The organism is Pseudoalteromonas sp. DY56-GL79, assembly GCF_041414765.1.
In the GTDB taxonomy this organism is placed as follows: domain Bacteria; phylum Pseudomonadota; class Gammaproteobacteria; order Enterobacterales; family Alteromonadaceae; genus Pseudoalteromonas; species Pseudoalteromonas piscicida.
Genome location: NZ_JANHZS010000031.1, coordinates 30,729 through 42,334, shown reverse-complemented (window position 1 = coordinate 42,334; position 11,606 = coordinate 30,729). Strand labels below are relative to the sequence as shown.

The window sequence follows — 11,606 nt, the reverse complement described above, 5'->3', positions numbered from 1 at the left end:
GCAAAGCGAAATCTAATTAACCAAAATAAAATGCTTTAACTTGATTGTCTTATAACTGTGACAAAGTCGAGAATATTGGTTTATTAGCCAATGACATGCTATATCTTCTAGGCATAAATTAGCGCTAGATACATTGTTAAGGGATGGTCATGCTTACTTGGATTAAACGAATTGTTGTCGCTCTGCTGTTACTGGTATTGCTTGGTACTGCAAGTATATATGGCTTACTTGCGCTAAGTTTGCCCGCACTGGATGGTAAAGGTAGTACATCGGAGATCGATAATACAGTAACGGTAGCACGCGATGCCATGGGGCAAGCTGTGGTGTCGGCTGACACCCGAGCAGATGCGTCGTATGGATTGGGTTTTGCACATGGTCAGGACCGTTTTTTTCAAATGGATCTGCTGCGTCGCAATGCCGCAGGTGAATTGAGTGAGTTATTTGGCTCGGCGGCCATTGGCCTTGATGAAAGCATGCGATTCCATCAATTCAGAAAACGGGCAAAGCTTATCCTGATGTCCTTACCTGAGGCGCATCGGCAAATCCTTGAGCGTTATACACAAGGGGTGAACGATGGGCGAGTACAATCTGGCTTCACCAGTTTTGAATACCTGCTTCTAGGTGCAACTCCTGCACCATGGCAGCCAGAAGACAGCTTACTCACTATTTTTAGCATGTATCTAGACTTGCAAGCAGGTACTTATGAGCGCGATGAAACCCTAATTGCGCTTAAGCAGCAATATGGTCAAGATATGCTCGATTTTATCTTGCAGCCTAGTCAATATCAGGCTGCTTTGGATAACAGTGTACTTACGGCATCGCCAGTTACTATTCCTGCATTACAGCAACAAATCGTGCAAGCTCAGCCATCACATATTGCTGATGTGCCGCTTTACGGCAGTAATAATTGGGCCGTAACTGGTGCGCTTACAAAGACAGGATCGGCAATGTTATCCGACGATATGCACCTTGGCTTAAATGTGCCGTCGATTTGGTATCGTGCCCAGCTTAATTATCAGGATCAGGGCCATGCAATTCAGGTAACTGGGGTGTCGTTACCAGGCGCTCCAGCCATTGTGGTTGGAAGCAATAATCGCATAGCGTGGGGATTCACCAATGGTTATTTAGATACAGCCGATTGGATTGAGCTTGACGCAGACACCAAGACGCAGTTCATTGCTGAAGAAATTAAATTGCCTGATGGCAAAAGTCATACCTATCAATTAGAAATGAGTACATTTGGTCCCGTTAAACAACTTGGAGATAAGAAGCTAGCGCTGAGTTGGGTTGCTCATCAACCCTATGCCGTAAACCTAGAGCTTGTGCAACTTGAGTGCTTAACCGAAGTTCAACAAGCAACAGAGCATGCCAAAAAGGTAGGGATCCCTGTACAAAATTTGATGGTGGTAGACAGTAAAGGAGCAGCTGCTTGGACGCCGATGGGGGCTATTCCTGCACGTAAAATGACTCATAACACGGCGTTGAATACAGAGCAATATGAGCAAGCGTGGCAGAACAACGAACAAGTTCGCCCGGTTGTGCAAAACCCTGAAAACGGTAAATTGTGGACGGCTAACTCTCGCGTGGTTTCAGTTGCAGATAATCAAAGGTTTGGTGATGGCGGCTATGCGTTAGGTGCACGTGCCGTGCAGATCCGCGATGGACTTTTAGCTCAGCAGCAGTTTACGGAAGCGGATTTCTATCAGCTGCAATTGGACAATCGCGCTAAGTTTTTAGCGCCGTGGCACGAGCACTTAGTATCCCTATTGCAAAACCAACATTCCGCATCTTTTGAAAATGATATTTCGCTCCTTAATGACTGGCAGGGCTGTGCGTGTGCCGATTCAGTCGGTTACACCTTAGTGAAAGCCTACCGCAATGCACTGATCGACACTCTTTTCGCACCCTTGGAGCAGCACTTAAACACGCAAAAATTGTCGCTGAAGCCGGTTAAGCGTTATCTTGAACCCGGACTCTGGCAGCTCTTAACCGAGCAGCCAAATAGCTGGTTGGGCGAGCATGGCTCTTGGGTTGAGTTAGAGTTGGCTGCTTACAAGCTTGCCAAGCAGCAACTTAGCGAAAGATATGGCAGTAATATGGCTGCTTGGCGCTGGGGGGATGTCAATGCACTTAAGGTGCAGCATCCTTTTTCAAAACAAATGCCAATGCTGAGTGGTTTGTTAGATATGCCAACCGCACAAGCTTTTGGTGATACCTTTATGCCTGCGGTGCAGGGTAAATCTTTCGGCGCATCGCAGCGCTTTATCGCACAACCGGGTCATTTACAAAATGCAATTTTAACGGTTGCTGGTGGCCAAAGTGGACATCCGTTATCGCCGTTTTATCGGTCTGGATTTGCTGATTATGCCGAAGGGGAGAATACCCCCTTGCTACCTGGTGAATTAACTCACCAGATAGTCATTTCACCTAAGTAATGCTTTGCACTGGACGTATCGGAAGGGTTAACTTACACCCTCCGATACACGCAAAATCGGTGCAGCGGTAACACGGTTCCGACCTGAATGTTTGCTGTCGTAAAGTGCGGCATCCGCGTGTTGAATGACGACCTCAAAAGTTTGGCTAGGATCCCAATTTGCAACGCCAAAACTCATAGTGACTTTAAGAATGTCGTTTTCAAAACTGGTGGTCTCTACGGCTCGTCGTAATTTTTCCATGCGCTGTATTGCTTCTCCACTTGAACAAGGCGCCAGCACGATTAAAAACTCTTCACCACCCCAACGAACTGCAATGTCTGCAGGGTGAATATGTGCTTTGATTGTTTCGGCCACACTTTTTAAAATTTGATCTCCTTTGTCATGGCCAAAGGTGTCATTGATTTTTTTAAAGTGGTCGATATCCGCCATTACCAAACATAAAGGAGAGTGAGTAGAGATACAGTTTTCTTTAGCATGGGTGATTAACTCGCGCGCATAGCGACGGTTGAACATTTGTGTGAGCGGGTCGTGTGCAGCGAGCTCTTCTAATTTGTCTCTTTGTTGCACCGTCATTTTACGTATGTGGCTGATCGTGTAGATCATCGGAATACCACATATGAGCACATTGGCAAAATGCACATAGGGAATTAACTGTTGATAGCGATATTGATAGGCAATATCACCAAACAATAATTCTAAGACTGCGAATAGCGTGATTAACACAACGGAATAAATTACGGCATTACGTAATCTGAGTTGGTAATCTAGCAGCATGAGGCAAGACACTGTCCAGAGGTAGTACTGAAATCCAAGTGACATGCCGAGATAGGCACACACCAGCGTCGCATGTATGGCGACTTCAAGGCAGAAAACCCGCAGTGCAATAGAGGGTTTACTCGCATCAATGAGTTTAATGCCAGCGTACCACATCAGTACACTACCCACGTTTACCAAAGCAAGCATGTTCACCTCTAAATGCCAAAAGACAACAATGAGGCCGGCGTGTAGCCACATGCAATACGCGGCCACGCGTCGTAATAATGCAAATTTTAATGCTTCTACTTGGTCTGGTTTGCTATAAGGGTGGTATTTAGTCAAACGTAAGCTCTTGTGGTATTCACAATAAAATAAGTATAGAAGCTCTATTGTGATTTGCCGTCTATTTGACCTAAGCTCTGGTTATTCGCTCAGCATCCAGCAAGGTTCGCTGTAGTAGAGTGAGAGATAGGTAGATAATAAAAGCTTTGGAGTTGATATGTCTGTAGAAAAAGCGCGGATCACGCTATGTAACCTAGAAAAGTCTGACTACGATCAGGTTAAATCATTAATGGATGAAGCCTATCCTGATCTCGGTGGTGCGTGGCCTAGTCATACGATATTTAGGTTGATTGACCAGTTTCCTGAGGGGCAGATCGGTGTCAAAGACGGTGAGCGTCTCGTCGGTATCGCGCTTAGTGTTCAAGTTGACTATCAAACCTTTTCTAACCCGCATACCTATGAAGACATTGTTGACGCGCATAGCCGGATTTTTAGTGATAGTAATGCTGATGCGCTGTATGGGCTGGATGTAGTGATAGCCAAAAGCCATCGTGGTCTACGTCTTGGTCGACGACTGTATGATGCTCGTAAAGAGCTTTGTCGTCAGTACAACTTACGCGCGATTTTAGCGGGTGGTCGTATTCCGCTTTATAAGCAATTCCGTGGCAGTATGTCGCCAATGGAGTATATAAACAAAGTCGACCATAAAGAATTACACGACCCTATTCTAAGCTTCCAACTTGCCAACGACTTCCAAGTAAAGCGACTGCTTAAACAATATCTGCCGGAAGATCAGGACTCAGAAGGCTATGCGACCCTACTTGAGTGGAATAACATTCTCTTCGAGCCTACCGATACCGTGATCGAAAGTAAGAAAACCATCGTCAGAGTGGGGGCCGTGCAGTGGCAGATGCGCCGGGTGGAATCGGTAGAGGAGTTAATGAAGCAGGTTGAGTATTTCGTGGACACGGTCTCAGATTACCAAAGTGACTTTATCCTGTTCCCTGAATTCTTCAACGCGCCACTAATGGGGCTCGGAAGCTATAGAAATCAGACCGAAGCTATTCGTGCATTGGCAACGTATACCGAGCAGTTTAGAGCCGCTATGTCGCAAATGGCGATCGAGTACAATGCCAATATTATCACGGGCTCTATGCCGCTACTTGAGGGCGACAAGCTCTATAACGTCAGTTACTTATGTCACCGCTCTGGCAAAGTGGATGAACAACGTAAAATTCATATCACCCCTCACGAAGACTACGATTGGGTTATCAAAGGCGGTGATAAAATAGAGGTGTTCGATACGGACGCGGGCCGAGTAGGGATCCAAGTATGCTACGACGTGGAGTTTCCAGAGTTATCGCGGATCATGGCTGAAAAAGGGCTGGATATTTTGTTTGTACCATTTTGGACTGATACGAAAAACAGCTACTTAAGGGTAAGGCACTGTGCACAGGCCCGTGCGGTTGAAAACGAATGCTACGTCGTTATTGCAGGCAGTGTTGGCAACTTACCTCAGGTAGAAAGCCTAGATGTACAGTACGCGCAGTCAGCGGTGTTGACGCCATCGGACTTTGCTTTTCCTCATGATGCCGCGCTCAACGAAGCAACACCAAATACGGAAATGCTGTTATTTAGTGACTTAGACTTAGATAAACTCAAAATATTGCATAGTGAAGGAACGGTGCGTAATTTACGAGACCGAAGAAAAGACCTGTATTCTGTGGAGTTGAAACAAAAATAGTATGGCGTGGGTTTATTTAATTATGGCCGGCCTGTTTGAAATAGGTTGGCCCGTTGGTCTGAAAATGGCGCAACAAGCCGATACTCGTTGGTTAGGCATAGTGATAGCCGTTGGTTTTATGGCCTTGAGCGGCTGGATGCTATGGCTGGCGCAAAAGCAAATTCCATTGGGTACCTCGTATGCCGTGTGGACGGGTATTGGCGCGGCAGGCACATTCTTAGTGGGTATCTTCTTTTACGGTGACCCAAGTAGTTTTATGCGCTACTTGGGCGTATTATTTATCATCAGTGGGGTTGTGGTACTTAAGTTAGCATAACCAAAATCGCCGCGATGGCGATGAGTAAGAGTCCCATTGAGTCGCGCTTCTTCACCGGCGCTTTGAGCCATAAGAATGAGATAAGCAAAGTAAAAAACACTTCGATTTGGCCGAGTGTTTTCACGTAAGCTACATGCTCAAGGCTCATTGCGCTAAACCAACCTATAGAACCGATACAGCTGCTGACACTAATTGCTACTGTCAGTTTGCGACGTTGCCAAAGTACCCGCCAAGAGTGTGGTTCTCGTATCGTCATATACATACTCAGCATCACAGTTTGGCAAACCAGCACCAACAGTAGCACCCATGCTGCACTGTGAGGAAAAGGTAGGCACGATGCGATACTGGCTTCACGCACCCAAAGAGAAGTAAGCGCGAAGCTTGTTCCACAGGCAAGTCCCACTAGTGCAGTTTTACCATTGAAAGCACGTAGGCTAAAACCGCTCAATAACAACACCGCGATGGCGCCGATAAAGACACCAAACCAACCGAGTAAAGTTAAGCTTGAGCCAAAAAAGAGTACGCCCAAAATCGCCGCCACGAGTGCCTCGCTCTTCGCAAGTCCAGCGCCTATGGCGTAATTATTTTGCTTAAACAGCACCACCATTAACCCCGTCGCGATGATCTGCATGATACTGGCACCCAGCACAAAGGCTAAAAAGTCATCGTTAATGGCGAGCGGCTCTGCGGGAGCAATCTGGTAAAGGCTCCAAAGATATAACCCCGCAAGTGGGCTGGCTAAAATAAATCTTGCGAGGGTGACGCTGGCTGTGGAGGCGCTTTCACTCAATTTGCTTTGAAAAGCATTTCGCCAAGCCTGAGAAAAAGCAGCTAGTAAGGTGAACAAAATCCACATGAGAGGTGACTCTACAATGCTCGAATGTGTATCAGCATACCGGATAGGAGCGAGTCTGAATAAATGAATTATCGTGATAGTGAAAATAATTCAATGTGTATTCAAGGTGCTACAGAAGCACTCTTGTGGTTGGCGTACTGCGACAATTTGCCACATGTTCAATTTTCAGTATCACGATATGATTGACGTCGATGCTACAAGATTGGGCCATAGGCTAGGGTATTACGTATTCACTTATGGCTTTTCTTTTTAACGCTATTCTGCTCTACTGAGTTGAATAATCAAAAGGTTGAAGGAGTATCTTGTGGGTATACTAATTATCTGTGCAATTCTTGCCATCTTACTACCTTATTTTGCCAAAATTCCTGTGGCAGTGGCGATGAACAAAGAAGGGGGCTATGACAACAAGCACCCGCGTGAACAGCAAAAGAAACTAACTGGGCTGGGGGCAAGAGCACTGGCCGCACATCAAAACTGTTTTGAGTCATTAGCCGTGTTTGCTGTCGCCTTGGCCGTTGCGTTTGGCACCCAAACCTACACTCCTCTAGTCGAATGGCTAGCTATAGGCCATATTGTCGCTCGAGCATTATATTGTGTGCTGTATTGGGCGAATATTGACGTGCTGCGCTCCATTGTCTGGGCGCTAGGACTCGGCTGTGCTATCGCCATTATTGTGGTGTGTGGTTTATAGTCGTCCTTTGCGTGACTCTACACTTAGGTCAACTGAATTAACTCTGCAGAAATCTCTTTCACTTCAGCAGAGTTAACCTCTAGCTGTGGCAATGCTAAGTTTGCGATACGCACTCGGTATAAATCAATAACCCGATACCCACAGTAATGTGCCATTCTTCTGATCTGGCGATTGAGGCCTTGTCGTAACACTATTTTAAAGCGGTCATGTGCGATTTGTTCAACGGTACAGGGGAGGGTTATTTGGCCCTTCACTGGCACGCCGGCTGCCATTTTAAGGCAAAAATCTGGGTCCAGAGGCTTGTCAACTTGCACCTCATATTCTTTCTCTTGATGATGGTCAGGGTGGATTAACTGCTGACACAGTGCCCCATCATTGGTAAGTAGTAGTAAGCCTCGACTGTCTTTGTCTAGCCGACCTATCGGATACACACGACACGACTCTGGAAGTACATGGTAGATACTGGCAGGGTCATCTGGATTCACTTTGCAGTCTATACCAACAGGTTTATGGTAAACAAAGAGTCTTCTCGCTTGTGGTGGCGTGACCGGTTCACCATCGACCATAATGCAATCGGTCAAATTGATGTGATCTATGTGATTGGCCAAGCGGCCATTTACGGTCACTCTTGCGCTATCAATTAAGCGAGACGCTTGTCGCCTAGAGCAAACACCGCAGTGGCTGAGATATTTGGCCAAACGCATCGGATAGGACATAGACATTCACATGATCAAAAAGAGATAACAGCGCGTATTGTAGGGCAACAGACTGTTTGGATCTATGCATGGGGAATATCAATGGCCATTGCGTTTTCAAAGTTAAAACAACATCAGCCGCTGCAAAAAGTAATAGTGCATTCCATTGATTTAGCGCTTTATCAAGTCAGTGTGCTTATTAATAACGTGGAATATTATGTCACGGAAGAAAGTGGCGAGTTTTTAAAAGCACATAACCCGCTGCAAATTCAAAAACGCCTGCTTGATATTAGCTACATGGAAATGGTGATTAGGCATCAAAGCGCTTATGACGAGATGATAGGGCACCCAGTGTCAGTCAATGACAATACATTAGAAGTGCCCTTTGGTCGTAATAACCTGTTTTAAACGTTATCTGTGTTTTGTGAGCACTTCACTCACAGCGGTTGCAAAATCGCGGTGGTGAGCGATCCCCATGTTAATCAATCTGGTGTCTTTTAGAGCACAATTTTGTGGTCTTGTGGCATCGTCGCTCGGTTGGCTCAGCGGCACGAGATCTTGCGTCGGTAGCTGCAAAGCCTGCGACATGACCAGCGCCATTTCATACTTAGTTAATGCTTGATTGCCACTGATATGAATAATCCCACTAAGACTAGGCTGTGCGATAACATCTTTGAGCGTTAGCGCAATATCATTGACGTGGGTGGGGTAGCGAATGGCCCAATGATCGTGACTGGAAGCGGGGTTGGCTAACAGCTGTTTTGCAATAACGGTTACCGCAGATTCTTCCAGCGTTTTTACCTCGCCGTATAATACTGGCACTCGTACTATGGTGTGTAATGCGCTATCCGCCAGTATGGCACGTTCCGCAGCTTGCTTGGTTTGGCCGTAGAAGTTCACAGGATTAGTGATATCCGTTTCAACATAAGGTGCTGAGGTGCCGTCAAACACATAGTCAGTACTAATAAAGAAAAATCGAATATCTCTTTCGCGGCAGGCTTGGGCTAAGAACTCGGTTGCCGCAACATTGAGCGCAAGCGTGGCCGCTTGATCTCGCTCACATTGCTCTGGCCTACGCTCTGCTGCTGCGTGAATAAGTACCTCTGGGCTGTGATTATCTAAGAAATCTAAAACCGAATTGTGGTCAGCCAAGTCAAGTTTGTGAAGTGGCGCGGCTGCTCGGCTAAAGCCACATCCTAAAATCTCGTGGGTACTACTTAGCTCTTGGCAAAGTGCGCGGCCAAGTAAGCCCGTTGCACCAGTGATCATGACTTTAGACATAGAAAACAGCATCCTTTTTTGAAAGAGCCAGTACAGTAGCAAAGTCGGAAGAAAAACGACATATTTGTGTTGTGTGACTCTATTTTGGACAAGGAATCGAGTTACAGAAATGAATAATAAAAGTTTATTGAACCGTATGTGTTTTTGTTGATATAGACATCAAGCAGCAATGGGCGTGCCGAATTGTAGTTATCTGATTTTAGCTTAGTTTGAGAAGATGTAGAAGTCATCACTCCTACATCTCCAATTCGTTTAAGCCGTTTGTTCTGTCAGTGGCTTTTCAGATTGTTTTTCCCAATGCTTGGTTTTAAGACCAAGCACACCGACAAATACACCAATACCGATCGTAAATAATGCAATTTGCAGATAAAGGTTGGGCAAGTCTTCGATATTATTAGGATCAAAGCTACCAGCGAGCAGACCCGAGAAGATATTACCAATGGAGTAAGTGAGTACGAAAACCCCCATCATTTGCCCAGCAAAACGTTTGGGAGATAACTTACTTACTGCGCTCAACGCCACTGGGCTTAAGCAAAGTTCACCCACGGTGTGCAGAAAGTAAGTGGTTATCAACCACATTGGCGCTACTTGTAGGCCTTGGGCTGCATATTGGGAAGCGAAAAACATCACAATAAATCCGCTCGCCATGATGATAAGGCCAATCGCACATTTTACGCTATAGGTTGGCGTGATCATACGCTTGGCTAAGTTAATCCAAAGCGCTGCAAAGAAAGGTGATAAGATAATAATGAAAAAGGCATTGGCAGATTGAAACCAAGCTGTGGGAATACTAAAGCTGCCTATTAAGCGGTCCGTATAATCACGAGCAAAGAGGTTAAGCGAAGAGCCTGCTTGCTCAAAGCCAGACCAAAAGCAGGTAGAAGCAACGCAAACCAAAAAGAGAGCCCACATTCGGCGCTTTTCATTTTCATCTAGGTTTCCAGCAAAGTAGATATAACCATAGTACAAGAAAAACGTAATGGTGAAAGCGAAGGCTACATACTTTGCCAGTACCACAGGGTTTATCACTAATACGCCAGTAAATGCAGCAATGGTAACTGCTGCGACAGCCGCAATTGCAAGGCCTATAGCACTCCATGCTTTTACGCTCTCTTTTCCTTTCATGGGGTTAGTTGGCTCGTTACCGACAGTGGCAATATGTTTGCCTGTTAAACGATACGTGATAAGGCCGACTGCCATACCGACAGCCGCTGCGCCAAAGGCCCAGTGCCAACCAACATTTTCCATAAAGTAGCCGCACACCATATAACCAATCACAGAGCCTAAATTGATCCCCATATAATAAATGGCGTAACCACTGTCACGACGATTATCCTCATCATTATAGAGCTGCCCAACCATGGCACTGATGTTTGGCTTTAATAAGCCCGTACCACTGGCAACAAAGATAAGGCCCACAAAAAAAGAAAACTCGCTAGGAATGGCGAGAATAATGTGGCCACACATGATGATGATCCCGCCGTACCAAACCGCGCGTTGACCACCAAGGAGGCGGTCGGCTATCCATCCGCCAGGTAACCCTAAGAAATAAACCGAACCAGTGTAGAGGCCATATATTGCGGCTGCAGATGCGACAGTAAAACCAAGGCCTTCTTGCTGTAAGGTGGCCGTCATGAAAAGCACTAACATGGCACGCATGCCATAATAACTCATTCGCTCCCACATCTCGGTGAGAAACAGTGTAAACAGACCTTTTGGATGACCAAAAAAGCCTGTGTCACTTGTTGTGTCCTGTGATGACATATTTCACTTCCATTATTATCGTTTTTTGGAAGTCAATATTAGTACGTTATTCAAGCACCGAATGCAACCGCATGAAAGGAAACATTACATCATCTTTTTTAACATTTGTATGTCATCGATTTCCACATTGGCTAATCCTTTGTACTGGTATGGTGCAAAGTGATTGCGAAGCCAAACACTAGGGCAGCCAGCACGGTGTGCTCCTTGTACATCGGTATCTAAGCTATCGCCAACATGCAGAAGTTGATGTGGTGCAAGGTTAAAATGCTGGCAGGCAAGCTGGTAAAGCTCTGGATGAGGCTTGGCGCGGCCATCAATTCCAGCGCGAAGCACTAAGTCAAAACTATCGCGAAGATTAAATTTATCTATTTCGACATTACCATTAGTGATAGCAATAATGTGATATTGACTGCGTAACTGAGCAAGCAGGCTGATGACGGCGTCGCTGACCGTGATATTACTGCGGGCATCGGCAAAGGCTTGGTAGGCACGTAGTGCGTGCTGTCTACTTGTTGCGGTATCAAAGCCCAGTGCCGTGAAGCCCCATTCAAGTGCCACTTGACGCCACTTTGTCACATCTTCTGCAAGCGCACTGTTTTGTTTGAGCGTTTCGTTTCGACATTGAGACCAGAATGATCGCCCCCTCGCTTGCCACTCGGGAATAGTATTCAGGTGCGCTGTCATGGCGTTAACGGCCGCAATGATAATAGGCCTGTTGTCGTATAGTGTATCGTCTAAATCAAAACTGATGGCGGCAATGTCTGAAATGGGCTTATTGAATCTCAT

11 protein-coding genes are annotated in these 11,606 nt (G+C 45.9%); 5 read left to right on the top strand and 6 right to left on the bottom strand.

The genetic code is table 11. The annotated features are described in order from the left end of the window. Positions 1–149: 149 nt before the first annotated feature. Complete coding sequence (locus tag NO992_RS20055; RefSeq protein ID WP_371380083.1) at positions 150–2,435, top strand: penicillin acylase family protein; 2,286 nt, start codon at positions 150–152, stop codon at positions 2,433–2,435. Positions 2,436–2,462: 27 nt separating this feature from the next. On the opposite strand, the gene NO992_RS20050 is transcribed toward NO992_RS20055, so the two are convergent. Next, complete coding sequence (locus NO992_RS20050) at positions 2,463–3,533, bottom strand: diguanylate cyclase (protein WP_253107562.1); 1,071 nt, start codon at positions 3,531–3,533, stop codon at positions 2,463–2,465. Positions 3,534–3,690: 157 nt separating this feature from the next. On the opposite strand from NO992_RS20050, the gene NO992_RS20045 reads away from it, so the two are divergent. Both NO992_RS20045 and NO992_RS20040 read left to right on the top strand, forming a co-directional pair. Further along, positions 3,691–5,217: a carbon-nitrogen hydrolase family protein gene (locus NO992_RS20045; protein ID WP_010378119.1), complete on the top strand. Its 1,527-nt coding sequence runs from the start codon at positions 3,691–3,693 to the stop codon at positions 5,215–5,217. A gap of 1 nt (position 5,218) precedes the next feature. Further along, positions 5,219–5,533, top strand: coding sequence for a multidrug efflux SMR transporter (locus NO992_RS20040; protein ID WP_010378121.1), 315 nt, complete (start codon positions 5,219–5,221; stop codon positions 5,531–5,533). Here the strand turns inward: NO992_RS20040 and NO992_RS20035 are convergent. Next, complete coding sequence (locus NO992_RS20035) at positions 5,520–6,389, bottom strand: EamA family transporter (protein ID WP_371380080.1); 870 nt, start codon at positions 6,387–6,389, stop codon at positions 5,520–5,522. The genes NO992_RS20040 and NO992_RS20035 overlap by 14 nt on opposite strands. A gap of 304 nt (positions 6,390–6,693) precedes the next feature. Here NO992_RS20035 and NO992_RS20030 point away from each other — a divergent pair, with 304 nt between their 5' ends. Then, positions 6,694–7,080, top strand: coding sequence for an MAPEG family protein (locus NO992_RS20030; RefSeq protein WP_039491002.1), 387 nt, complete (start codon positions 6,694–6,696; stop codon positions 7,078–7,080). A 23-nt stretch (positions 7,081–7,103) separates the two neighbouring features. Here the strand turns inward: NO992_RS20030 and NO992_RS20025 are convergent, their stop codons facing one another. Beyond that, positions 7,104–7,796 (bottom strand): pseudouridine synthase, encoded by a 693-nt coding sequence (locus NO992_RS20025; RefSeq protein ID WP_371380119.1) that lies wholly within the window; start codon positions 7,794–7,796, stop codon positions 7,104–7,106. Between the two features lie 81 nt (positions 7,797–7,877). Here NO992_RS20025 and NO992_RS20020 point away from each other — a divergent pair, with 81 nt between their 5' ends. Next, positions 7,878–8,183 (top strand): DUF6482 family protein, encoded by a 306-nt coding sequence (locus NO992_RS20020; protein WP_371380078.1) that lies wholly within the window; start codon positions 7,878–7,880, stop codon positions 8,181–8,183. Positions 8,184–8,186: 3 nt separating this feature from the next. Here the strand turns inward: NO992_RS20020 and NO992_RS20015 are convergent, their stop codons facing one another. The 3 genes from NO992_RS20015 to NO992_RS20005 all read right to left on the bottom strand — a co-directional run bounded on the left by NO992_RS20015 (position 8,187) and on the right by NO992_RS20005 (position 11,606). After that, a complete protein-coding gene (locus NO992_RS20015; protein WP_371380076.1) occupies positions 8,187–9,056 on the bottom strand; it encodes a dTDP-4-dehydrorhamnose reductase family protein in 870 nt (289 codons plus the stop codon). 252 nt (positions 9,057–9,308) lie between these two features. Further along, the gene (locus NO992_RS20010; protein ID WP_010604223.1) at positions 9,309–10,820 is read right to left on the bottom strand and encodes a peptide MFS transporter; all 1,512 of its coding nucleotides are present in this window, start codon (positions 10,818–10,820) and stop codon (positions 9,309–9,311) included. Between the two features lie 84 nt (positions 10,821–10,904). Next, positions 10,905–11,606, bottom strand: a complete 702-nt coding sequence (locus NO992_RS20005) for an HAD-IA family hydrolase (protein WP_206472100.1) — start codon at positions 11,604–11,606, stop codon at positions 10,905–10,907.

What these genes read in the sequence shown, in the direction of transcription:
- NO992_RS20055 (WP_371380083.1), top strand. Translation starts at nt 150, where the DNA reads ATGCTTACTTGGATTAAACGAATTGTTGTCGCTCTGCTGTTACTGGTA.
- NO992_RS20025 (WP_371380119.1), bottom strand. Translation starts at nt 7,796, where the DNA reads ATGTCCTATCCGATGCGTTTGGCCAAATATCTCAGCCACTGCGGTGTT.
- NO992_RS20020 (WP_371380078.1), top strand. Translation starts at nt 7,878, where the DNA reads ATGGCCATTGCGTTTTCAAAGTTAAAACAACATCAGCCGCTGCAAAAA.
- NO992_RS20010 (WP_010604223.1), bottom strand. Translation starts at nt 10,820, where the DNA reads ATGTCATCACAGGACACAACAAGTGACACAGGCTTTTTTGGTCATCCA.
- NO992_RS20035 (WP_371380080.1), bottom strand. Translation starts at nt 6,389, where the DNA reads ATGTGGATTTTGTTCACCTTACTAGCTGCTTTTTCTCAGGCTTGGCGA.
- NO992_RS20005 (WP_206472100.1), bottom strand. Translation starts at nt 11,606, where the DNA reads ATGAGATTCAATAAGCCCATTTCAGACATTGCCGCCATCAGTTTTGAT.
- NO992_RS20015 (WP_371380076.1), bottom strand. Translation starts at nt 9,056, where the DNA reads ATGTCTAAAGTCATGATCACTGGTGCAACGGGCTTACTTGGCCGCGCA.
- NO992_RS20040 (WP_010378121.1), top strand. Translation starts at nt 5,219, where the DNA reads ATGGCGTGGGTTTATTTAATTATGGCCGGCCTGTTTGAAATAGGTTGG.
- NO992_RS20045 (WP_010378119.1), top strand. Translation starts at nt 3,691, where the DNA reads ATGTCTGTAGAAAAAGCGCGGATCACGCTATGTAACCTAGAAAAGTCT.